The following is a 23,084-nucleotide window of genomic DNA, read 5'->3' as shown; positions in this document are numbered from 1 at the left end:
CGTCGATTATCTGGGCTGTCCCCCATACGACCGAGGTGGTCTGGACCAGTGGTCAGGTCCGGGTCGCGAGCAGCGGTCGCAGCACCAGGCCGGCGACCAGCGCCCAGAACGCCGCACCGACGCTGAGGATCGTCACGCCGGACGCGGCGATCACGAAGCAGACCACGGCGGCCTCCCGACCGTCCTCGTCGGCGAGCGCGCCGGCCAGGGACGCGGCGAGGGTGCCGAGCAGCGCCAGCCCGGCCGCGGCCTGCATCACGTCGCCGGGAGCGGCGGCGACCAGAGCGGTCAGGGCTCCGCACGCCAGCGCCAGGACGAGGTAGGTCACCGACGCGGACACGGCCGCGATCCAACGTCGGCTGCGGTCCGGTCCGGCCATCGGCCCGGCGGTCATGGCCGCGGTGATCGCGGCGAGGTTGATCGCGTGACCGCCGAACGGGGCGCCGACGAGCGTGCCGATCCCGGTCACGGTCATCGTCTCCCGCCACGGGACCTGGTAGCCGAAGCTCGACGTCACCGCCACACCGGGCACGTTCTGCGAGGCCATCGTGACGATGTAGAGCGGTACGGCGATGCTGACGACGGCCGCGACCGTCCAGTGCGGCGTGGTCCAGGTGAGCGTCGGCACGAGGTCTCCGGGAGCGAGCGAGGAGCCCGCGCTCACGATGACCACCCCCAGCGCGACCGCGAGCGACACCGGGACCGCCCACCGCCGCGAGATCCGGTGCATCACGAGCCAGGTGAGCACCACCGGACCGACGTACGCCGGGGAGTCCGCCAGGCCGGTCACCGGCTCGAGGCAGATCGGCAGCAGGACGCCGGCGAGCATCGCGCGCGCCAACGACGTGGGGATGCGCGCGATCAGGGCGCCGAGCGCGGGCACCAGGCCGGTCACGACGATCAGCAGCCCGCTGACGAGGAAGGCGCCGACCGCGGCCGGCCAGCCGCCGGTGACGACGCCGGTCGACAGCAGCAGCGCCGCGCCCGGGGTCGACCACGCGAGGGTGATCGGCGTCCGGTGCCGGATCGCGAGCCAGAGCATGCCGAGCGCCTGGGTGACGAGGAGGGTCAGCAGACCCGACGCGGCCTGGGCGTGGCTGGCGCCGACGGCGGTCAGTCCGGCGAGCACCACGACGAAGGAGCTGCTCGACCCGACGACCGCCGTGACGATCCCGGCGACGACCGGGGTGCCCTCGTGCGGTGTCGTCGTGGTCTGGCTCATGGCAGACTCCGTTCTGTAAACAGAACGCAGGCTAGCGGGAGGTCGCCGTGGCGAGTCAACCGGGTATCGCCGTCGGCGCCCGGGTCCGGGCGCTCCGCGCCGAGCGCGGACTGTCGCTCTCCGCGCTCGCGTCCGCCGCCGGCATCGGCAAGGGCTCCCTCTCCGAGCTCGAGACCGGCCGCCGCAACCCGACCCTCGACACCCTCTACGCCCTCGCCGGCCCGCTCGGGGTGCCGCTCGCGTCGTTGGTCGACTTCCGGGACGGGGCGGTGGTCGCGGACGAGGGCTTCGAGACGGTGCTGCTGCACACCGAGCGGACCGCGGCGACGACCTCCGAGGTCTGGCTGCTCCGGGTCCGCGCGGGCGTGACGCGGTCCTCGCCGGCGCACTCCGCCGGCGTGGTCGAGCAGCTCGTCGTGCTGGCCGGCGCGTGCCGCGTCGAGTACGGCGACCAGGAGATCGACCTCGGCACGGGCAGCCACGGCGCGTGGCCGGCCGACGTACCGCACCGCTACACGGCGACCGGCGACACCGACCTGCGTGCCATCAACGTGATCGTCACCCCGGCCTGACGGGTTACGCCAGCACCAGCACCAGGTCGCCGCCGTCGACGGCCTGGGTGCCGGGGAGCGCGATCCGCTCGACCGTGCCGGAGATGGCCGCGGTGATCGAGGCCTCCATCTTCATCGCCTCGATCGTGGCCACGGTGTCGCCGGCCTCGACGCGGTCGCCCTTCTCGACGACGACGGTCACGACGCCCTGGAAGGGTGCGGCGACGTGGCCCGGCTGGCCGGGGTCGGCCTTCTCCGCGGCAGCGACCTCGGAGGCGACGTTGCGGTCGCGCACGTTGACCGGCCGCAGCTGCCCGTTGATGGTCGCCATGACCGTCCGGAAGCCGCGCTCGTCGGGCTCGCTGATCGCCTGGAGGCCGAGGATGAGGGTCTTGCCCTCCTGCAGCTCGACGGCGTGCTCGACGCCGGTGCGCAGCCCGTAGAGGTAGTCGAGCGTGTTGAGCACCGACACGTCGCCGTACCGCGCCCGCGACTCGGTGAACTCCTTCGTCGGGCCGGGGAACAGCAGCTCGTTGAGCGTACGGCGACGCGTAGGGCTCTCGCCGGCCAGGCCTTCCTGCTGCTCGGCGGTGAGGGTCTCCATCGGCGGCTTGTGCGTGCGGCCCTCGAGCGCCTTGGTGCGGAAGGGCTCCGGCCAGCCGCCGGGCGGGTCACCGAGCTCGCCGTTGAGGAAGCCGACGACGGAGTCCGGGATGTCGAACTTGCCGGGGTTCTCGGCGAACTCGGCCGGGTCGGCGCCGGCGCCGACCAGCGCGAGCGCCAGGTCGCCGATCACCTTCGACGACGGGGTCACCTTCGGGATCCGGCCGAGGATGTCGTTGGCGGCGGCGTACATGTCCTCGATCTGCTCGAACTTCTCGCCGAGGCCGAGCGCGATCGCCTGCTGGCGCAGGTTGGAGAGCTGGCCGCCGGGGATCTCGTGGCGGTAGACGCGACCGGTGGGCGCCGGCAGGCCGGACTCGAACGGCGCGTAGACCCGCCGGGTCGCCTCCCAGTAGGGCTCGAGCGCGTTGATCGCGGCGAGCGACAGCCCGGTCTCGCGGGGGCCGTGGTCGGTCGCGGAGACCAACGAGGAGATCGGCGGCTGGGACGTCGTGCCGGCCATGGACGCGGTCGCGGCGTCGACCGCGTCGACGCCGGCCTCGATGGCGGCCAGCAGCGTCGCGAGCTGCCCGCCGGGGGTGTCGTGGGTGTGCAGGTGGACGGGCAGGTCGAAGCGCTCGCGCAGCGCGGTCACCAGGGTGTGCGCGGCCGGCACCCGCAGCAGGCCGGCCATGTCCTTGATCGCGAGCACGTGCGCGCCGGCCGCCACGATCTTGTCGGCGAGGTGCAGGTAGTAGTCGAGCGTGTAGAGGTCCTCGTCGGGGTTCGACAGGTCGCCGGTGTAGCACAGCGCGACCTCGGCGACGGACGTCCCGGTCGCCCGGACCGCCTCGATCGCCGGGCGCATCTGCTCGACGTCGTTGAGCGCGTCGAAGATCCGGAAGACGTCGATCCCGGTGGCCGCGGCCTCCTCGACGAAGGCGTTCGTCACGTCGGTGGGGTACGGCGTGTAGCCGACCGTGTTGCGGCCGCGGAGCAGCATCTGCAAGCAGATGTTGGGCACGGCCTGGCGCAGCGACGCCAGCCGCTCCCACGGGTCCTCGGAGAGGAAGCGCAGCGCCACGTCGTACGTCGCGCCGCCCCAGGCCTCCAGCGACCAGAGCTCCGGCGTCGTGCGCGCGACGTGACCGGCGACCGTGAGCAGGTCCCGGGTGCGCACCCGGGTCGCCAGCAGCGACTGGTGGGCGTCGCGGAAGGTGGTGTCGGTGACGGCGACCTTGTCCTGCTCGCGCAGCAGCCGGGCGAACTGCTCCGGGCCGACGTCGAGCAGGAGCTGGCGGCTGCCGCTCGGCGCGGGCACCTCGAGGTTGACGTCCGGGAGCTTGGTCGCCGGGTCGAGGGTCACGGGCGCGGCGCCGTACGGCTGGTTGACGGTCACGTCGGCGAGGAAGCCGAGCAGCTTGCTGCCGCGGTCGCCGGAGCCGCGCGCCTGCATCAGCTGCGGGTGCGTCTCGATGAACGAGGTCGTGACGTGGCCGGCCGCGAAGTCGGGGTCGGCGAGCACGGCCTGGAGGAAGGGGATGTTGGTGGACACGCCGCGGATGCGGAACTCGGCCACCGCCCGGCGGGCCTTCTCGACCGCCTTCTCGAACGTGCGGCCGCGACAGGTGAGCTTGGCGAGCATCGAGTCGAAGTGGGCCGACACCTCGGCGCCGGTGTAGACCGTGCCGCCGTCGACGCGGACCCCGCCGCCGCCGGGGGAGCGGTACGTCGTGATCACGCCCGTGTCCGGGCGGAAGTTGTTGGCCGGGTCCTCGGTCGTGATGCGGCACTGCAGCGCGGCGCCCCGCAGCACGATGGTGTCCTGGGAGAGGCCGAGGTCCTCGAGGGTCTCGCCGGAGGCGATCCGCATCTGGGACTGCACGAGGTCGACGTCGGTGACCTCCTCGGTCACCGTGTGCTCGACCTGGATGCGCGGGTTCATCTCGATGAAGACGTAGTTGCCGTCCGGGTCGAGGAGGAACTCGACCGTGCCGGCGTTGCGGTAGCCGATCTCGGTCGCGAAGCGCACCGCGTCGGCACACATCCGCTCCCGCAGCTCCGGGTCCAGGTTGGGCGCCGGCGCGATCTCGACGACCTTCTGGTGCCGGCGCTGCACCGAGCAGTCGCGCTCGAAGAGGTGGATCACGTTGCCCGCGCCGTCCGCGAGGATCTGCACCTCGATGTGCCGCGGCTCGACCACGGCCTGCTCGATGAAGACGGTCGGGTCGCCGAAGGCCGCCTCGCCCTCGCGCATGCAGGTCTCGACCGCCTCGCGCAGCAGCTTGGGGTCGTCGACCCGCCGCATGCCGCGGCCACCGCCGCCGGCGACGGCCTTCACGAAGAGCGGGTACGGCAGAGCTGAGGCCGCCTCGACGAGCGCGTCCACGTCGGTGGACGGCTCGACGCTGGCGAGCGTCGGGACGCCGGCGGCCTTGGCCGCCGCGATCGCCCGCGCCTTGTTGCCGGTCAGCTCGAGCACCGTGGAGGTCGGGCCGATGAAGGTGATGCCGGCGTTGGCGCACGCCTCGGCCAGCGCGGGGTTCTCGGAGAGGAAGCCGTAGCCGGGGTAGACCGCGTCGGCGCCGGCCTTGATGGCCACCGCGACGATCGCCTCGGGGTCGAGGTAGGCCCGCACCGGGTGCCCGCGCTCGCCGATCTCGTAGGCCTCGTCCGCCTTGAGCCGGTGCTCGGACCAGCGGTCCTCGTAGGGGAAGACCGCGACCGTCTTCGCGTCCAGCTCGTACGCCGCACGGAAGGCCCGGATCGCGATCTCGCCGCGGTTGGCAACGAGCACCTTGGAGAACATGCAGGACACGCTATAAGTCCAGCCGCGCGAACGCTGTGCGGTTCGTCTCTGGCGAGACGAGGAACTGCGCCACCAGGTCCGGCATCGCGGCGTACGCCAGGTCGACGGCGGCACCCTCGGGTACGTCGAGCACGGTCACCGACTGTCGTCCGCCCGCGGTCGTCGCGACCAGCGTCGTCAGTCCCGCACGGCGCTGGAACCAGCTCGACCGGAGGTTCCAGCCGATGACCCCAGCCACCGCGAGGGCGTCGCGGCGCCGGTCGAGGCTGCCGGAGCGGGCGACCACGTGCCCGTCGACCAGCGCGTGGCCGAGGGCGGCCGCGCGGTCGCGGGCCACCAGGGCGGCAGCAGGGAGCGCGAGGAGGACCGCCAGCGACCAGACGGAGATCGTGTCGAGGCCGACCAGCAGCACGGCGGCGGCCACCACGACCGCCGTGGGGACCAGGGCGCGCGAGTAGCGGCGGCGCACGGCCCGCGGACCGTGCGTGGTCAGCGGGGCGTCGAGCGGCGCGGAGGTGCCGAGCACCTCACCCGCCACGCGCTCGACCACCGCGCGCGGTGCGGGCGGGGCCAGCAGGGAGCTGCCGGACGAGTCGCCACCCAGCCCGGTCACGATCGCCGAGACCCGGCCGCCGCCGGCCAGGCGCAGGCCGAGCGGAGCGGCGGTGGTCACCCCACTGACGCGGTCGTCGTCGAGCGTCGTCTCGCGGGTCGTCAGCAGGCCGCGACGCAGGTGCCACGCCCCGCGGCGCTCGGGGCCGGTGTGGGTCAGCGTGAAGCCCCAGTTGGTGACGACGTACCCGACGATCGCGAGCGTCGAGACCGCCACCAGCAGCAGCACGATCGCGATCGGGACGGCCATGGCCGCGGACCAGCCGGCGGTGCTGTCGACCAGCTCGTCGGGGTCGAGGCGGTCGAACCCGCCGAACGTGTTGACGACCTGCGCCGTGACGCCGATCGCGCCGCCCGCGAGGGCCAGCCCGGTCGTCGTCAGGGGAGCGAACCGCACCCACGCCGGGTCGAAGCGGAGCACCACCCGGTCGGTGGGACGGGCATCGGGTGCCGCGGAGGCGGCCCCGAGGCTGAGGAGCTCGGCGCGGAGCTCGCGGGCTCGGGTCGCCGTCAGGCCGTCGAGGTCCAGCTGGTCCTCGTCGTCCCGGGAGGCGGTGCCGGTGCCGATCCGGACCGTCGTAAGGCCGAGCGCCCGATGGGTCAGGGAGGCGGTGATGTCCACGGTCCGCACCCGGTCCAGGGGCGTGGAGAGCTGGTGCCGGTTGACGAGGCCGCGGCGCAGCTCGACCCGGGCCTCGGTGATCCGGAAGTACGTCGTGAAGTAGCGCAGCACGCCGAGCGCCATCGGGAGGACGACGCCGAGGCCGTGCCACCAGTCGGTGCGTCCCGATGCGGTGCCGGCGACGAAGAGGCCGATCAGCACGGGCAGGAACCGCACCAGCTCGCGGACCGGGTAGACGAGCAGCATCCGCGGGTCGAGCCGCTGCCAGCCGTCGGTCACGTGGCGTCGCCCGAGACCGTGTCGGCCTGCACCGTCAGCTGCTCGACGAGCGCCAGGGCCCGGCCCCGCTCGAGGCCGGCGATCTCCAGGGCGCCGGCGGCCGACGCGGTGGTGACCGTCACGGTGGCGAGGCCGAAGACCTGGGCCAGCAGCCCCTCGGCGTGGTCGACGGTCTGGATCCGCGACATCGGCGCGATCCGCCGCTCGCGGACCCACCAGCCGGTCTGGGTGTAGACGGCCGTGTCCGTGACCTCCCAGCGGTGCACCCGGTAGCGCCAGGGCGGCATGCCGACGACGTACGCCGCCGCGACGACGCCGACCGCCACCACTCCCCAGAGCGGGAGGGGCACCCAGTCGTTCTCCGGCCCGACCACCCACAGGATCACGAGTACGACGACCGACTCGAGGAGTGCCGCCGTGCCCCACATCAGCCGCGCCCGCGGGCTCACCCGTTGGCTGGGCTCTCGCAGCTCGGGCATGCCGCCGAGGCTACCGAGTGGTCAGTCCTTGATCTCGCAGACGACCGCGCCGTTGCCGATGGTGGCGCCGACCTCGGCCTGCAGGCCGGTCACGGTGCCGGCCTTGTGGGCCTTGAGCGGCTGCTCCATCTTCATCGCCTCGATGACCACGATGGTGTCGCCCTCGGCGACCGTCTGGCCCTCCTCGACGACGACCTTCACGACGGTGCCCTGCATCGGGCTGGCCACGGCGTCGCCGCTGACCTTGGCGCCGGCCTTCTTGGCCCGCTTGGCCTTCCCAGCACCTGATCCTGGGCGACCGCCGGCGGCCGGACCGGCGCTGATCCCGCCGAGCCCGCCGGGGATGACGACCTCGAGGCGCTTGCCGCCGACCTCGACGACGACCGTCTGCCGCTCCTCGGCGTCCTCGGCCTCGGCCGAGTCACCGGCGTACGGCGCGATCTGGTTGTCGAAGTCCGTCTCGATCCACTGGGTGTAGACGGTGAACTCGCCGTCGCCGGACGGGTTCGACGGGCCGACGTACGCCGGGTCGCGCACGACCGCCTGGTGGAACGGGATCACGGTGGGCATGCCGTCGACGACGAACTCGTCGAGCGCGCGCCGCGAGCGCTCGAGCGCCTGGGTGCGGTCGCGTCCGCTGACGATGAGCTTGGCGATCAGCGAGTCGAACGCGCCGGGGATGGTCTCGCCGTTCTCGTAGCCGCCGTCGACGCGGACGCCGGGGCCCTGCGGCGGGCTCCATGCGGAGAGCGTGCCGGGGGCGGGCATGAAGTTGCGGCCACCGTCCTCGGCGTTGATCCGGAACTCGATCGAGTGGCCGCGGATCTCCGGGTCGTCGTACCCGAGCTCCTCGCCGGCCGCGATCCGGAACATCTCGCGGACCAGGTCGATGCCGGTGACCTCCTCGGACACGCAGTGCTCGACCTGGAGGCGGGTGTTGACCTCGAGGAAGGAGATCGAGCCGTCCTGGGCGACCAGGAACTCGCAGGTGCCGGCGCCGTAGTAGCCGGCCTCCTTCAGGATGCGCTTGGAGGACTCGTAGAGCTCCGTCAGCTGCTCGTCGGACAGGAAGGGCGCGGGCGCCTCCTCGACCAGCTTCTGGTTGCGGCGCTGCAGCGAGCAGTCGCGGGTGGAGACCACCACGACGTTGCCGTGCTGGTCGGCGAGGCACTGGGTCTCGACGTGGCGCGGCTTGTCGAGGAACTTCTCGACCAGGCACTCGCCGCGACCGAACGCGCTGACGGCCTCGCGGACCGCCGACTCGAAGGCGTCGGGGATCTCCTCGAGCGTGCGGGCGACCTTGAGGCCGCGGCCGCCGCCGCCGAAGACCGCCTTGATGGCGATCGGGAGCCCGTTCTCCTCGGCGAACTTCACGGCCTCGTCGGCGTCCTTGAGCGCGTCCTTGGTGCCGGGCGCGAGGGGAGCGTTGGCCTTGACCGCGATGTGCTTGGCCTTGGCCTTGTCGCCCAGCGCCTCGATCGCGGCCGGCGGGGGGCCGATCCAGACCAGGCCGGCGTCCATCACGGCCTGCGCGAACTCGGCGTTCTCGGCGAGGAAGCCGTAGCCGGGGTGCACCGAGTCGGCGCCCGACTTCTCGGCGACCGCGATGATCTTGGCGATGTCGAGGTAGGAGTCGGCGGGCGTGGCACCGCCGAGCGAGTGCGCCTCGTCGGCCAGCCGCACGAAGAGCGCGTCCCGGTCCGGCTCGGCGTACACGGCGACGCTGCCGATGCCGGCGTCCTTGCACGCTCGGATGACGCGGACCGCGATCTCGCCACGGTTCGCGATCAGGACCTTCTGCAACGGCTTGCTCTCGGGCACTACCCCTCCTGCTATCGACAACGGGACCATGACGGCCCGCCCGGCAGGTTATCGCCAGCCCGTCCAAAGCGGAGGTGCCGTCCCGTGTGGCGCATGTCGCACCCGCAGGTTAACAATCGCTAACCAAACGGCTAGGGTGCCGTCCATGAGCACCGAGTCGACCTTCGAGCTGTCCCGTGAGCACGAGGAGTTCCGCCGTACCGTCCGGTCCTTCGCCGAGGCGGAGATCGCGCCGTACGCCGCCCAGTGGGACCGGGACCACCACTTCCCGGTCGACGTCGTGCAGAAGATGGGCGAGCTCGGCCTCTTCGGCCTCACCTCGCCGGAGGAGTACGGCGGCGCGGGGGACGACGGCGACTTCACCAGCCTGTGCGTCGCGATCGAGGAGATCGGCCGCGTCGACCAGTCGATGGGCATCACGCTCGAGGCCGCGGTCGGCCTCGGCATCAACCCGATCCTGACCTACGGCACCGACGAGCAGAAGCAGACCTGGCTGCCCGACCTGGTCGCCGGCACCACCCTCGCCGGCTTCGGCCTCACCGAGCCCGGCGCCGGCTCCGACGCGGGCGCCACGAAGACGAAGGCGACGCTCGAGGACGGCGAGTGGGTGGTCAACGGCGCCAAGCAGTTCATCACCAACTCCGGCTCCTCGATCACCAGCGTCGTCACCGTCACCGCCCGCACCGGCGACCGCGGCGACGGTCGCCCCGAGATCAGCACGATCATGCTGCCGAGCGGCACGCCCGGCTTCACGGCGGAGAAGGCGTACGACAAGCTCGGCTGGCACGCCTCCGACACGCACCCGCTCTCGTTCGAGGACGTCCGCGTCCCCGAGGCCAACCTGCTCGGCGAGCGCGGCCGCGGCTACGCCCAGTTCCTGGCCACGCTCGACGACGGCCGGGTCGCCATCGCTGCTCTGGCGGTCGGTTGCATCCAGGCGTGCCTCGACCTGAGCCTGCAGTACGCCGGGGACCGGCAGACGTTCGGCGGGCCGATCGGGCGCAAGCAGGGCGTGGCGTTCCAGATCGCCGACCTCGAGGTGATGCTGCACGCGAGCCGGCTCCTCACCTACCGGGCCGCCGCGATGAAGGACGGGGGAGCTCCCGTCAAGGAGTTCAAGCAGGCCGCCGCGGTGGCGAAGCTGTACGCCACCGAGTCGGCGGTGAGCGCCACGCGGATCGCGACGCAGGTCTTCGGCGGCTACGGCTTCATGGAGGAGTACCCGGTCGCACGGTTCTACCGCGACGCCAAGGTGCTCGAGATCGGCGAGGGCACCTCCGAGGTGCAGCGGATGCTGATCGCGCGCGGCCTCGGCCTGCCGGTCGAGTGATCCTGCCCGGCAGGTGAGTGATCACGGTCACTTCTGGGTACGGGCGCGATCGACCCAACTCGGAGGTGTCACGTGGTTCCGTCGTTCCTCGCCCGCGACCGCATCGTGGCTGGTGCCGGCTACAGCAGATGGCTGGTGCCGCCAGCGGCGCTCTCGGTCCACCTGTGCATCGGCCAGGTCTATGCCACCAGTGTCTACAAGACCGCCCTGGTGCAGCACTTCGACACCAGCCTGACCCGGATCGGGTTCATCTTCTCGATCGCGATCGTGATGCTCGGCCTGTCCGCGGCGGTCTGTGGCACCTGGGTGGACCGCAATGGTCCGCGGGCTGCGATGTTCACCGCCGCCTGCTTCTGGGCGACGGGCTTCATGGTCGCCGCGGTCGGGATCGGGACCGACCAGCTGTGGCTCGTCTACCTCGGGTACGGCGTCATCGGCGGCATCGGGCTCGGGATCGGCTACATCTCGCCGGTCTCCACCCTGATCAAGTGGTTCCCCGACCGACCCGGCCTGGCGACCGGCATGGCGATCATGGGCTTCGGGGGCGGCGCGCTGATCGCCGGACCGCTCAGCGCGCGGTTGATGGGGCTCTACGACGGCGCCTACGACTCGACCGACCCCGGCTCGGTCGCATCGGGCCACGCCGTGATGCTGCTCTTCGTCACCCTCGGGATCGTCTACTTCGCGTTCATGATGTTCGGCGCATTCACGATCCGGGTGCCCGCCGAGGGATGGCAGCCGGCCGGGTGGGACCCGTCGCAGGTGGCGGAGAAGAAGCTGGTCACCACGGCCAGCGTCTCGGCGGCCAGCGCCATCCGCACCCCGCAGTTCTACCTGCTGTGGCTCGTGCTGTTCTGCAACGTCACGGCCGGCATCGGGATCCTCGAGCAGGCTTCGCCGATGATCCAGGACTTCTTCCGCGGCGACGACGGGGTGTCCTCGGTCAGTGCTGCCGCTGCCGGTGGGTTCGTCGGCCTGCTGTCCCTGGCCAACATGGCCGGACGCTTCGTCTGGTCGTCGACCTCCGACGTGATCGGCCGTAAGGCGATCTACGTGGTCTACCTCGGCCTCGGCATGGTGCTGTACGCCCTGCTGGCGCTGACCGGGTCGACGGCCGTCGCCCTGTTCGTGCTGCTCACGACCGTCATCATCTCCTTCTACGGTGGCGGCTTCGCCACTGTCCCGGCCTATCTGCGCGACCTGTTCGGCACGTTCCAGGTCGGTGCGATCCACGGCCGCCTGCTGATCGCGTGGTCGGCGGCCGGGGTGGTTGGCCCGCTGATCGTCAACGGGTTCCTGGACGCGCAGGGCACGCCCGGAGAGCTCACCGCTGCCGACTACCGGCCGGCCCTCCTGACCATGGTCGGCGTGCTCGCGGTCGGCTTCGTCGCGAACCTGCTGATCCGGGAGGTGGACCCGCGGTTCCACGAGCCCGAGCCGGACACCGAGTCGGACCCTGAGATGGAGAGGAGCTCGGTATGACAGCACGCATCGCAGTGGCCTGGGCCGTGGTCGGGATCCCCTTGGCCTACGGACTGGTGGAGACCCTTCGCAAGGCGGCCAACCTGTTCTCAGGTTGATGGACGGACCTTGACCTCAACACCGCTTGAGGTTCTACGGTCGCGCCATGAAGATCACCGTGCTGGGCACCGGGGCGGTCGGTCGCGCCGTCGCCGGCCGTCTCGACGACCTCGGCCACGACCTCACGATGGCGACCCGCGACCTGGCAGCCACTGCGGGACGCGAGGAGCACACCTCCTGGGCGGAGGCGCACGCCGACGTACGCCTCGTGCCCTTTGCCGGGTCGGCGGACGGTGCCGACCTCGTCGTCAACGCGCTGGGCGGTGACATCGCCCTCGGCGTGCTCGACGAGGTCGGGCCCGACCTCGTCGGCCGAGTGCTCCTCGACCTGTCCAACCCGCTCGACCACGGCCACGGGTTCCCGCCGCGCCTCTTCGTGAAGGACGACGACTCGTTCGCCGAGCAGGTGCAACGGGCCCATCCGGAGGCCCTGGTGGTGAAGACGCTGAACACCATGAACAACACGGTGATGGTCGACCCGGGCCGGCTGGGGGAGAGCACGACCGTCTTCGTGTCGGGCGACGAGCCGAGCGCCAAGGCGACCGTGACCGCGCTGCTGCGCGAGCTCGGGCACACCGACGTGATCGATCTCGGCGGCCTCGAGACCGCTCGCGGGCCGGAGATGTTCCTGGCGCTCTGGGTCCGGACGGCGGTGGCGCTCGGCGGCTCGGACTTCAACATCAAGGTGGTGCGAGGGCCGTCGCTGCCGGCCTGACCGGTCCCAGCGGTTAGCCTTGACGGCATGGGTGACCGGTGGAGTCGGATCTTCACCGAGGCTTACCGGTTCCTCGCGGTCGGTGGCCTCGCGACGATCGTCGCCGTCGTCCTCTTCAACTTCCTCGTCCACGGCTTCCACACCGGCTGGGACGCACCGCTGTCGGGGCAGCCCTACCTGGCGTTCGTGGTCGCCAACCTGGTCGGCATGGCCGTCAGCTACCGGGGCAGCCGCACCTGGGTGTTCAAGGACCGTCCGCCGCGCACTGCCGACGGCGGCCGACTGATGTTCGTGCTGATCAACCTGGTCACGATGCTCATCCCGATCGCCTGCCTGTGGATCAGCCGCAACCTGTTCGACCTCGACGACCCGTACTCCGACAACGTGGCCGCCAACGTGATCGGCCTCTTCCTGGGGATGGTCGCGCGGTTCTACCTCTTCCGCACGCTGGTCTTCCAGCGTCCGGTGCACCTGGCGGACCTCCGGCAGAACCCGCTGCAGGTCTTCGAGATGAGCGAGCTGCAGGAGGTCGAGCCGCTCGACGCGCCGGTGGACGTCGAGCCCGAGGTCAGGGACGCCACAGCTCCGTCCACGAGTGACCCAGCTCGGCCACCAGCTCCCTGAGCAGCGGCAGGCTGACGCCGACCACGTTGTGGTGGTCGCCCTCGATGCCGGTCACGAACGCGCCGCCGAGGCCGTCGACCGTGAAGGCGCCGGCGACCCAGAGCGGCTCGCCGGTCGCGACGTACGCCGCGATCTCGTCGTCGCTCACGTCCGCGAAGTGCACGATCGTGGACGCGGTCGCGGCGGCCACCCGCCCGGTCGCGGTGTCGTGCAGGCAGTGGCCCGTGCTGAGCACGCCGGTGCGGCCGCGCATCGCCTGCCAGCGGCGTACGGCGTCGGCCGCGTCGTCGGGCTTGCCGAGCGCTTCGCCGTCGAGGTCGAGGACCGAGTCGCAGCCGAGGACCAGTGCGTCGGCCGGCACCTCGTCACGGCCCACGACCGCGGCGCACTTGAGCTCGGCCAGCTGGAGCGCCAGCTCGGCCGGTGGGAGCCCGGCGAGCTGGGACTCGTCGACGCCGGAGACGATCACCAGCGGGTCGACCCCGGCCGCGCGGAGGGTGGCCAGGCGGGCGGGGGACTGGGACGCGAGGACGAGAGAGGTCACGCCGGCGATTGAAGCACCTCGAGGTCGTCCCCGAAGGCGCACAGCGCCAGGGTCGTCAGCGGGTCGCCGGGCGTCAGGTGCTCCGGGGCGCGCATCGAGATCATCACGTTGAGCAGCATCCCGTAGGCCACGAAGTCGCGGACCGTCTCGTCGTCCCAGCCGGTGCGCTGGATGGTGGCGAAGACGTCGCCCATGCACGCGCGCGCGGCGGCCGCGATCTCGGGCACGTCACCGTTCGAGAAGCCGTGCATCATCACCTGCAGGAAGTCGTGGTCACGCAGGAGCCCGGTGTAGGCCAGGCCCATCCGGGCCTTGTCGTCCTCGCTCTCGGGGTCGAACGGCTGCTCCTCGAGGACCTGCTCGAAGGCCGCCTTGATCCGGCCGACCGCTCCGGCGAAGACCTCGAGGAAGAGGTCGAGCTTGGTGCCGAAGATCCGCACGACGTACGGCTGCGAGACGCCGGCCTCCTTGGCGACCGCGTCCGTGCTGGTGCCGTGGTAGCCGCCGTGGGCGAACGCCCGCGTGCCGGCCTCCAGGACGAGGGCCCGGCGGTCCTCCGCCGACATCCGCGTGCTCTTCTCCGCCTTCATGGTTGACATGTTATCAGTCGATTACTTAAGGTCGAGCAACAAGTAATCATTCAATGCCTTCTTACGGAGATCCTGATGACCACTCTCGACGAACCCCGGGTCGTAGGCCCGGACCTGCCAGCGGTCCGCCGTCGCCACATCCCGGTGTGGGTCGCGATCGTGGCGGCCTCCCTGCCGATGTTCATGGCCACCCTCGACAACCTGGTGATGACCAGCGCGCTGCCCGTGATCCAGGTCGACCTGGGCTCCTCGGTCGGCCAGCTGTCGTGGTTCCTGAACGCCTACACGCTCACCTTCGCCACGTTCATGCTCCCGGCGGCCACCCTCGGCGACCGGCTCGGCCGGCGCCGGATGATGCTCGCGGGCGTCACCCTCTTCACGCTGGCCTCGATCGCCTCCGCGCTGAGCACCTCCTCCGAGGCCCTGATCGCGGCGCGGGCGGTCCAGGGGCTGGGCGCCGCGGCCATCATGCCGCTGTCCCTGACCCTGCTCGCCGCGGCCGTGCCGCCCGCCATGCGGGCGGCCGCCATCGGCATCTGGGGCGGGGTGAGCGGCCTCGGCGTCGCCCTGGGCCCGGTGATCGGCGGCGCGGTCGTCGAGGGCGTCAGCTGGCAGGCGATCTTCTGGCTCAACGTGCCGGTCGCCCTGGTGGCGGTGCCGCTGCTGCTGGTCGCGATCCCGGAGTCCCGGGGCGCCTGGCAGAAGCTCGACCCCTTCGGCGTGCTGCTGCTCGGCGGCGCCGTCTTCCTCGGCATCTGGGGCATCGTGCACGGCAACGACGACGGCTGGAGCGACCCGCGCGTGCTCGGCCCGCTGGTCCTGGCCGGCGTGCTGCTGCCGGCGTACGTCCTGTGGGCACGCGGTCGCGCCCACGCCGTGCTCCCGCTGCGGCTCTTCTCCGCCCGGAAGTTCACGGTCGCCAACGTCATCTTCCTGATGTTCACGCTCGGCATGTTCGGCACCGTCTTCCTGCTCGCGCAGTACCTGCAGGTCGTGCAGGGCTACACGCCGCTCCAGGCGGGCCTGCGGACGCTCCCGTGGACCGCGGCGCCGATGGTGGTGGCCCCGATCGCCGGCGCCCTCGTCGGGCGGCTGGGCTACCGCGCCCTGCTGCTCACCGGCCTCGTGCTGCAGACGGTCTCGCTGGTCTGGTTCGCGGTGATCACCGAGAACGGCTCGTCGTACTCGTCCTTCATCGTGCCGCTGGTCATGGCCGGCGTCGGGATGGGGCTGGTCTTCGCCCCGGGCGCCTCGATGGTCCTTGATGGTCTGCCGGACAGCGACTTCGCGATCGCCAGCTCCGCCAACTCCACGATCCGGGAGTTCGGCGTCGCGCTCGGCATCGCGGTCCTGGTCGCGGTCTTCCTCGGCAACGGGGGTCAGATCACCCCGACCGGGTACGACGGCGCGATCGGCCCGGCGCTCCTCACCGGTGCCGGCGCGGTGGCCGTGGCGGCGATCGCCAGCCTGTTCGCCCCCGGCCGCAAGGCCTGACGGGGAGGGGCACGCCGCCTTGGCATGATGGCGGCGTGCCCCTTCGCTCACCCTCCCGCCTCCTGGTCGCGTGCCTGCTCGCCGGCTCGGCCGCCCTCACCGCCTGCTCCTCCTCGGACGGGTCCGCCGGATCCGACCCCGGATCGGGGCAGGGGAGCCGGGACGCGCAGGCCGTCAACCCGTACGCCGACCACGACCAGTACGCCGACCCGGGCTCCAAGGCGGCGCAGGCGGCCGAGTCCGCGAAGTCCGACGGCGACAGCGAGCGTGAGCAGGTGTTCAGCCGGCTGGCCGGGGTGCCGCAGGGCATCTGGCTGACGCCGGAGGAGTACCCCAGCGGGTCGGTCGGCGGCTACGTGTCCACGGTCGTCGCCGCGGCCGACAAGGCGGGTCAGGTCCCGACCTTCGTGATCTACGGGGTGCCCGACCGCGACTGCACCGGCCAGCACTCGGCCGGCGGGCTGCCCGCCGACGAGTACGGCCCCTGGGTCGGCGAGATCGCCGACGCAGCGGGCAAGGGTGACGACGTGGCCGCCGTCGTCGAGCCCGACGGGCTCGCATCACTGCTCGAGTGCGGCGACCGGGACGAGCGGGTCGGGCTGATCGCCGACGCTGCGCACCGGCTGGCCGCGGCCGGCGTCACGACGTACCTCGACGGCGGGCACTCCCACTGGATCGACCCCGCCGACCTCGCTCCGCTGCTCGAGGACGCCGGCGTCGGCGACGTGCGTGGCTTCTCCACCAACGTCTCCAACTTCCAGTCCGACCAGGACGAGCAGAAGTACGGCGAGGAGCTCAGTGGGCTGCTCGACGGGGCGCACTACGTCGTGGACACCGGTCGCAACGGGTTCGGGGCGACCCAGGACTGGTGCAACCCGCCCGGGCGCGCGTTCGGGATCGAGCCGGGTGGTGCCTCCTCGGCGTCGCCGCACCAGGACGCCAACGTGTGGGTCAAACCGCCTGGTGAGAGCGACGGTGAGTGCAACGGCGGGCCGTCCGCCGGCCAGTTCTGGCCGGAGCGGGCGATGGAGCTGGCATCGGCATCCGGATGGTGACCGTTCGGGGATGACGCGTGCGGTCTAGCCGTTGTTAGGCTGCCGGTCATGGAGCCGGGTAATCAGTGGGTCGCAGTGATCATCGAGGACGACCCCGATGTGCGCGATCTCATCGACATCGTCCTCACCCAGTCCGGTTTCACGACCGTGGTGACCGAGAACGGGACCGATGGTGTCGAGGCGGTGCGCAAGCACAACCCGCTCATCACGACGCTCGACGTCAACATGCCCGGGATGGACGGCTTCGCCGCGGCCAAGCGGGTGCGGGAGTTCAGCAACACCTACCTGATCATGATCACCGCGCTCGCTGACGAGATCGACGTGGTGCAGGGCTTCGAGGCAGGCGCCGACGACTACCTCGTCAAGCCGTTCCGGCCGCGCGAGCTGCGCGCCCGGGCCGACTCGATGCTGCGCCGTCCGCGCGCCCGGATGGACCGGCCGCACGGCTGGGTCGACTCCGAGCCCGAGCCCGAGCCGGCCGCTCCGGCGGCCCCGCCGGCCTCGTGGGCCGCCGCTGCCGCGCGCGACTTCGCCGCGTCCCAGCCGCAGCCGGTCCAGCCCGCCGCGCCGGTCCAGCCCGCCGCGCCGGTCCAGCCCGTGCAGCAGCAGCCGCCGGCCCCGGCGCCTGCGCCTGCGCCGGCCGCGCCGGCGTACCAGCCCCCGCCGGAGCCGGTGCAGCCGCCGGCCCCCGTGGCGCAGCCCGCTCCGGTGCCGCAGCAGGCCCCCGTGCCGCAGTCGGTGCAGCCGCCGGCCGCTCAGCACGGTGCGGTCCAGGCCGACCCCGGCACCGGCTGGATGCGGTTCAACGGCCTGGCCCTCAACCACGAGACCCGCGTGGTGATGGTCAACAACGGATCGGTGGACCTGACCCGCACCGAGTTCGACCTGCTCGCCTCGCTGATGAGCACCGGACGTCGGGTGCGCAGCAAGGCCGACCTGGTGCTGACCATGCGCGGCCAGCAGTACGTCACGTCGTACTTCGTCAACGAGGCCGACAAGCGCTCCGTCGAGGTCCACATCGCCAACCTGCGCCGCAAGCTCGGTGACGACGCCGCCACGCCGCGGTACGTCGAGACCGTGCGCGGCGTCGGCTACCGGCTCGCCGAGGGTTCCTAGCTCTGCGGTCAGCCGAGCAGGGCCGCACGCGCGATGTCGCGGCCCGGGGTCTGGCGTAGCTCCGCGCCGATCGTGCGGGCCAGATGAGCAGGAGGGCCGTCGAGGACGGCCCGCACGGCCGTACCCAGCTCCGCGGGCGTCACCGTGTTCGGGTCGAGCACGGATCCCAGCCCGGCAGCCTCGATCGCCGCCGCTCCCGCGAACTGGTCGGTGGAGAACGGCAGCACCACCATGGGGACCCCTGCGGTGAGCGCCTCCGTGACGCTGTTGTTGCCGCCGTGGGTGACCAACGCCGCCGCCCGGTCCAGCAGGGCGACCTGAGGGAGGTAGCGCCGCGCCAGCCACTCCGGCGGAAGGTCCGGCAGGCCGATCGCGGAACCGGTGGCCACCGCGACCCGGAGCCCGAGCGGACGAAGGCCGTCCAGCGCCGTCGCCAGCACGTCCCCGCGCGCGGACAGGAAGCTGCCGAAGCTGACGTAGACCACCGGGCGGTCGGCGGCCTCGAGCCAGTCCCGGACCTCGTCGTCCACCGGCTCCGCTCGCACGGCGGAGCCGAGGAACGCGTGCGGCGGCAGCAACGCCGTACGTGCCGGGTCGTGCAGGGCCGAGGGGTAGTTCAACATCAACAGGTCGCCGTGCTCGGCGAACGCGTCCACCGACGGTGTGGCGGCGGGTGCCAGCACGTGCAGGGCGGCGTTCCACTCGGCGGTGAAGGCATCCCGGACGTCGCGGCACAGTCGGTGCAAGGTGGCGAGCTCGGACTCCGGCGGGGTGAAGGCCGTCGGCCAGACGGGCGGGTAGCCGTAGACCTCGTCGCCGACCGGCAGTGCGGACGGGTGGCCGAGCACGACGTCGGCGTAGGGGATGCCCGCGGCGTCCAGTGCGAGCCGGGCGCTGAACGCCAGGTGGTCGACGATCACGTGGTCGGGCTGGAGCCGTTCGACGACGTCCAGCACCGCTCGGGCACGGTCGACCGGCTCCCACAGCAGGTCGGTGCGCCGTGCCTCGGCCTGGTAGCGCAAGGTCGCCAGCATGCCGTGCCGGGTGGCGTCGAAGAAGCCACGCAGTGCGGTGTCCTCGCCCGGTGGCTGCTCGTCGACCTGGATGACCCCGGGGTTCGACCCCCGCCCGAGCACCAGGTCGGCACGTTCGAACCCGAACTCGGCGACGATCCCGGCGGTCGCGGGGCCCGTGGCGACCGTCACCGACTCACCAGCGTCCGCCCACGCCGTCGCGATCGTCGCCAGCGGCAGCAGGTGCGAGGCATAGTCGGGACTGATCACCAGGACGCTCATGTCGGCAACCGTGTCACGAGCGACCGACCGGGTGAGCGGCGCCGGTGTAGATCACGCTCAACCGGGCCGCCATGGCCTGCACCGTGAGATCCGCGCTCACGCGTTGCGTTGCCCGGTCGATCCGTTCCGCCTGGCCAGGCTCGGCCGCGAGGCCGAGCGCCGCCCAGAGCGCGCGGGCCACCTCCTCCGGGCGACGCGTGTCGACCAGGACGCCGGTCACCCCGTCCTCGATGTAGGTGGCTGGGCCGCCGGCTGCCGGCCCCACCACCACCAGTCCGGAGGCCAGGGCCTCCACGAGCGCCAGGCCGAACTCCTCCTTGAGGCTGCTGCACACGTACGCCCCGCCGGGGCCGTTGCCGCCCGGCCTGCCTGCCTGCGCGGCCGCCATCCAGACCGCCACCACGTCGTTGGGGCGATGGCCCGGCATCAGCAGGCCGGCAGCCGCCGCCGGGAACCGCGCGAGCACCTCGGCGATGAGGTCGAGCTGCTCGCGCTCGTCGGACGAGGGGTCGGCCAGGTCGCCGCCGACGATCATCAGGTTGCACCTCTCGGCCAGCTCGGCGTCGCCGGCCCACGCCTCGACCAGGGTCGCCATGCCCTTGACCCGGTGCAGGCGCCCCACGCTCAGGACCAGCGGCAACCGCCTGCGGTGTTCGGGCAACGAGGCGACGAGCGCGTCGAGCTCGACCAGCGCCGGGCCGGGGGGTCCGGGCCGGACCAGCTCGGCCGCTGCCGCAGCACTGACCCTCAGGTCGACGCCCTCCGGCACCACCGTGAACCGGCCCGGGTTCCCAGCCACGTCGAGGCCGAGCAGCTCGCGCAGGTCGTCCTGCAGGTGGGGCCGGGGGAAGAGGACGATGTGGGCCGAGTCCTCAGCCAGTCGCTGCACGAGGCGGGCCCGGAACCAGTAGTGCTCCCGTTCGTCCTCGGCGCCGAAGTTGCCCCGGTGCAGGCCGCCCGTCATGTCGAGGGCATGGACGACCGCGTGCGGGTCGGGCGCGAGGGTGAACACCACCGGGATGCCCAGCTCCCGGGCCACCTGGGCCGCGGCCAGGCTGCCCACCTCCGCCATCCGCAGGTGCAGGACGTCGGCGTGGTGCGTCCGGAGCACGCGGCGGATCCCGCGTTCCGCCGCGATGCGCGACGGCCAGGCCTGCGCTGCAGATGCGGCCTCACTCAGGAGGGGCACCGGGGTCAGGAGGTGACCGTCGCCGGGGGCCAGTGCGTCCAGGGCAGCACCGACGGTGCCGCGGGACAGCGTCAGCACCCGGCCGATGCCGGGTTCGGTCGCCAGCGCGTCGCCCAGTCGGACCAGCAGCGTGGCGACGCCGCCGTTGTCACCGGCGCCCGCGCGGCTCAGGTCCCGGTCGATGTCGGCGTGCAGGAAGAGCTGGGCGACGGTCAGGCCGTGGCCGGCGCTGCCCTGCTCGACCGCGTCGATCCCCAGGTCGATGGCGGCGAGCCGAGCGACGGTTCCCAGGTCTCCGGCAGCCGTGCTGAGGCCACGGACCACGGCGACCGAGGCGGCGTCGCCGGGGCGGTCACCGAGGGCGGCGACGGCGGCCAGCCGTGCCGCAGGCTGCTCGTCAGGGTCGACGGCGAGCGCGCGCAGCGCGCGGCCGGGGAGGGGACCGGGTACCAGGCCGAGTGTCTCGACCAGCCGGCCGCGGACGTCGGGACCGGCCGTCCCGGCCAGTGCACCTTCGACGGAGAGAGCGACCTGCTCCGGCGCGGATGCCGCCCACCGTCCGAGCGTGCGCTGGGCGAGGACGCCGGAGAACCCGCCACCCACGACGACGCCGACCAGCCTCCCGATCGCGTCGAGACGCGGCAGCCGGGACTCGAGCGCCCAGCTCGCGTGCTCGCGCAGGAACGGTCGCGGGCGCGACAGCAGCTCGGACAGGACGGCGTCGGCCCCGTCGTCGACGACCCTGGCCAGGGCGTGCACGGCCGCCACCGCAGTCAGCTCGTCCGGCTCGTGGATCGCCGCTGCCAGCATCCGCACCGCGTCCGGTCCGTCCTCGGCGCGGGCGGCAGCCGCAAGGCGGTCCCCGCTGCGCAGCACGTCCACCACGAACGGCGCCTGCTGAACCTCGTCGAGAGTGCGCCGCAGAGAAGTCGCCATACGGGTGATTCGGAGCCGCGGCGTTCTCGGATGTCCGAGCCCAACTGGTCTGGCTGCGGGTTCGCTTGGGTCGGCCGCCGATAGGCATTTATGCGGGTACGGCGGGCTCGGGTCGGCGTTGCCTCCCGGCCCTCCGGTAGCCCCCAGTGGTTGAGAGGGGTTTGGACAATCGTCCGCGATCGTGACCTATTCGTGACCTGGAACCCTGTGGATAAGCCCTTCTGAGGCATCTGACTGTCGGTGGCCAGTGCTTGGCTAGTCCCATGACAGCAATGACCACACCCCACCACCTGGTGGCGACGGCGACCGCGCGGATGCGCGGCATCGCCGACGCCGTGGTGGACGCGTCGGTGTGGTCCATGAGCGCTGGCGAAGCAGCGTCGACGCTGCTGGAGCTGACGAAGCTCGAGGCGCAGGTCGTGGAGCTCCGGTCCCGGGTTGCCCGGCACGCCGACGAGCTCCAGGTCGGCACCGACGTCGGCGCGACGTCGACCGCGACCTGGTTGGCGCACCAGACCCGGATGACCCGGTCGGCTGCGGCGGGGGTGGTGCACCTCGGCTACGACCTCGACACCCACGACGTCGTCCGCGATGCGCTCGCCGCAGGCGACCTCCGACCGGAGCAGGCGCAGGTCATCGTCCGGGCGGCCAAGGAGCTCCCCGAGGATCTCGACTCGGACCTGGTGATCCGGGCGGAGCGGCACCTGGTCGAGGCGGCAGCCGAGCACGACGCCAAGACGCTGCGGATCCTCGGCCGCCGCCTCCTCGAAGTGGTGGCACCCGACCTCGCGGACCAGCACGAGGCTGACCTCCTCGAGAAGGAAGAGGCCAAAGCCGCCCAAGCGATGCGGCTGACGATGACCGACGACGGCCACGGCAAGACCCACGCCCGGTTCACCCTCCCGACCGTGCAGGCCGCGATGCTCAAGAAGATGCTCCTGGCGATTGCCGCACCCAAGCACCAGGCCGCCACCCACGGCGCCGGGATCGAACGCCGCCCGGGTCCCGAGAGGATGGGCAGAGCGTTCGCCGAGCTCATCGAACGCATCAGTGCGAAGGACCTGCCCAAGGTCGGCGGCGCCGACGCCACCATCGTGGTCCACATCGATCTCGACGTGTTGACCGGAAGACTCGAGAAGGCAGGTGTCCTCGACACCGGCGAGAAGATCAGCCCGAGCCAGGTAAGACGTCTCGCGTGCACCGCCCGGATCCTGCCCGTCGTCCTCAACGGCAAGAGCGAGGTCCTCGACGTCGGCCGTGCCAGACGGTTCTTCACCAAGGCCCAGCTCACCGCCCTGGGCATCAGAGACGGCGGCTGCGTCACCGACGGGTGCGACTGGCCACCCTGGATGTGCCACGGACATCACTGGATCCGCTGGGCCGACGACGGCAACACTGACCTCGCCAACGGCGGACTGCTCTGCCCCCGCCACCACGCCCGAGCCCACGACCCGACGTACGAGACCACCCATCAAGCCGACGGCAGGATCAACTTCCACCGCCGGTGCTAGGCCGACTGTCCCGACGCACTCACATGCCGATGAGCGGACGGGCGATTGGATAGCCTGCTGCCATGAGCCCGTGGCCACTGGGAAGAATGTTGTTCCTCGGTGGAGG

The 23,084-nt window shown here is 72.0% G+C and carries 19 protein-coding genes; 10 read left to right on the top strand and 9 right to left on the bottom strand.

Annotated features, from left to right (window positions below; all coding sequences use genetic code 11):
* Positions 1–52 precede the first annotated feature (52 nt).
* The gene (locus ABEA34_RS02890) at positions 53–1,222 is read right to left on the bottom strand and encodes a benzoate/H(+) symporter BenE family transporter (protein WP_345519050.1); all 1,170 of its coding nucleotides are present in this window, start codon (positions 1,220–1,222) and stop codon (positions 53–55) included.
* 47 nt (positions 1,223–1,269) lie between these two features.
* Here ABEA34_RS02890 and ABEA34_RS02885 point away from each other — a divergent pair, with 47 nt between their 5' ends.
* Positions 1,270–1,794, top strand: a complete 525-nt coding sequence (locus ABEA34_RS02885; RefSeq protein WP_345519048.1) for a helix-turn-helix domain-containing protein — start codon at positions 1,270–1,272, stop codon at positions 1,792–1,794.
* Between the two features lie 4 nt (positions 1,795–1,798).
* Here ABEA34_RS02885 and ABEA34_RS02880 read toward each other — a convergent pair whose 3' ends face one another.
* The 4 genes from ABEA34_RS02880 to ABEA34_RS02865 are packed head-to-tail and all read right to left on the bottom strand — an operon-like array spanning position 1,799 to position 9,028.
* A complete protein-coding gene (locus tag ABEA34_RS02880; RefSeq protein WP_345519046.1) occupies positions 1,799–5,185 on the bottom strand; it encodes a pyruvate carboxylase in 3,387 nt (1,128 codons plus the stop codon).
* Positions 5,186–5,195: 10 nt separating this feature from the next.
* Positions 5,196–6,698, bottom strand: coding sequence for a PH domain-containing protein (locus ABEA34_RS02875; protein ID WP_345519044.1), 1,503 nt, complete (start codon positions 6,696–6,698; stop codon positions 5,196–5,198).
* Positions 6,695–7,177: a PH domain-containing protein gene (locus ABEA34_RS02870; RefSeq protein WP_345519042.1), complete on the bottom strand. Its 483-nt coding sequence runs from the start codon at positions 7,175–7,177 to the stop codon at positions 6,695–6,697. The genes ABEA34_RS02875 and ABEA34_RS02870 overlap by 4 nt, the downstream gene beginning before the upstream one ends.
* A gap of 21 nt (positions 7,178–7,198) precedes the next feature.
* The gene (locus tag ABEA34_RS02865) at positions 7,199–9,028 is read right to left on the bottom strand and encodes an acetyl/propionyl/methylcrotonyl-CoA carboxylase subunit alpha (RefSeq protein WP_425576846.1); all 1,830 of its coding nucleotides are present in this window, start codon (positions 9,026–9,028) and stop codon (positions 7,199–7,201) included.
* Between the two features lie 115 nt (positions 9,029–9,143).
* Here ABEA34_RS02865 and ABEA34_RS02860 point away from each other — a divergent pair, with 115 nt between their 5' ends.
* The 5 genes from ABEA34_RS02860 to ABEA34_RS02845 all read left to right on the top strand — a co-directional run bounded on the left by ABEA34_RS02860 (position 9,144) and on the right by ABEA34_RS02845 (position 13,248).
* The gene (locus tag ABEA34_RS02860; RefSeq protein WP_345519038.1) at positions 9,144–10,328 is read left to right on the top strand and encodes an acyl-CoA dehydrogenase family protein; all 1,185 of its coding nucleotides are present in this window, start codon (positions 9,144–9,146) and stop codon (positions 10,326–10,328) included.
* A 72-nt stretch (positions 10,329–10,400) separates the two neighbouring features.
* Positions 10,401–11,810 carry an OFA family MFS transporter gene (locus ABEA34_RS02855; protein ID WP_345519036.1) on the top strand — a complete coding sequence of 470 codons (1,410 nt, stop codon included), beginning with the start codon at positions 10,401–10,403 and terminating at the stop codon, positions 11,808–11,810.
* Positions 11,807–11,908: an MFS transporter small subunit gene (locus ABEA34_RS24120; RefSeq protein WP_425576845.1), complete on the top strand. Its 102-nt coding sequence runs from the start codon at positions 11,807–11,809 to the stop codon at positions 11,906–11,908. Before ABEA34_RS02855 ends, ABEA34_RS24120 begins: the two co-directional genes overlap by 4 nt.
* Positions 11,909–11,955: 47 nt before the next feature.
* Positions 11,956–12,624, top strand: coding sequence for an NADPH-dependent F420 reductase (locus tag ABEA34_RS02850; RefSeq protein WP_345519034.1), 669 nt, complete (start codon positions 11,956–11,958; stop codon positions 12,622–12,624).
* A gap of 27 nt (positions 12,625–12,651) precedes the next feature.
* Complete coding sequence (locus ABEA34_RS02845) at positions 12,652–13,248, top strand: GtrA family protein (protein ID WP_345519031.1); 597 nt, start codon at positions 12,652–12,654, stop codon at positions 13,246–13,248.
* Here ABEA34_RS02845 and ABEA34_RS02840 read toward each other — a convergent pair.
* A complete protein-coding gene (locus ABEA34_RS02840) occupies positions 13,193–13,792 on the bottom strand; it encodes a Maf family protein (protein WP_345519029.1) in 600 nt (199 codons plus the stop codon). The two genes, ABEA34_RS02845 and ABEA34_RS02840, sit on opposite strands and share 56 nt — an antisense overlap.
* Positions 13,789–14,391 carry a TetR/AcrR family transcriptional regulator gene (locus tag ABEA34_RS02835; protein ID WP_345519027.1) on the bottom strand — a complete coding sequence of 201 codons (603 nt, stop codon included), beginning with the start codon at positions 14,389–14,391 and terminating at the stop codon, positions 13,789–13,791. Before ABEA34_RS02835 ends, ABEA34_RS02840 begins: the two co-directional genes overlap by 4 nt.
* 66 nt (positions 14,392–14,457) lie before the next feature.
* On the opposite strand from ABEA34_RS02835, the gene ABEA34_RS02830 reads away from it, so the two are divergent.
* From ABEA34_RS02830 to ABEA34_RS02820, 3 genes are read left to right on the top strand one after another with little or no spacing between them, the layout of a single operon-like run.
* Complete coding sequence (locus tag ABEA34_RS02830; protein WP_345519025.1) at positions 14,458–15,876, top strand: MFS transporter; 1,419 nt, start codon at positions 14,458–14,460, stop codon at positions 15,874–15,876.
* 35 nt (positions 15,877–15,911) lie between these two features.
* Positions 15,912–16,931: a glycoside hydrolase family 6 protein gene (locus ABEA34_RS02825; RefSeq protein WP_345519023.1), complete on the top strand. Its 1,020-nt coding sequence runs from the start codon at positions 15,912–15,914 to the stop codon at positions 16,929–16,931.
* A gap of 48 nt (positions 16,932–16,979) precedes the next feature.
* Positions 16,980–18,047, top strand: coding sequence for a response regulator transcription factor (locus ABEA34_RS02820; protein ID WP_345519021.1), 1,068 nt, complete (start codon positions 16,980–16,982; stop codon positions 18,045–18,047).
* An 8-nt stretch (positions 18,048–18,055) separates the two neighbouring features.
* On the opposite strand, the gene ABEA34_RS02815 is transcribed toward ABEA34_RS02820, so the two are convergent.
* Both ABEA34_RS02815 and ABEA34_RS02810 read right to left on the bottom strand, forming a co-directional pair.
* Positions 18,056–19,342, bottom strand: a complete 1,287-nt coding sequence (locus ABEA34_RS02815; RefSeq protein ID WP_345519019.1) for a glycosyltransferase — start codon at positions 19,340–19,342, stop codon at positions 18,056–18,058.
* Positions 19,343–19,355: 13 nt separating this feature from the next.
* Positions 19,356–21,467 carry a glycosyltransferase gene (locus tag ABEA34_RS02810; protein ID WP_345519017.1) on the bottom strand — a complete coding sequence of 704 codons (2,112 nt, stop codon included), beginning with the start codon at positions 21,465–21,467 and terminating at the stop codon, positions 19,356–19,358.
* Positions 21,468–21,730: 263 nt separating this feature from the next.
* Here ABEA34_RS02810 and ABEA34_RS02805 point away from each other — a divergent pair, with 263 nt between their 5' ends.
* Complete coding sequence (locus ABEA34_RS02805; RefSeq protein ID WP_345519015.1) at positions 21,731–22,978, top strand: HNH endonuclease signature motif containing protein; 1,248 nt, start codon at positions 21,731–21,733, stop codon at positions 22,976–22,978.
* Positions 22,979–23,084: the final 106 nt, after the last annotated feature.

It is taken from the genome of Nocardioides conyzicola (genome assembly GCF_039543825.1).
GTDB lineage: Bacteria > Actinomycetota > Actinomycetes > Propionibacteriales > Nocardioidaceae > Nocardioides > Nocardioides conyzicola.
This window is presented reverse-complemented; position numbering and strand designations above follow the sequence as displayed.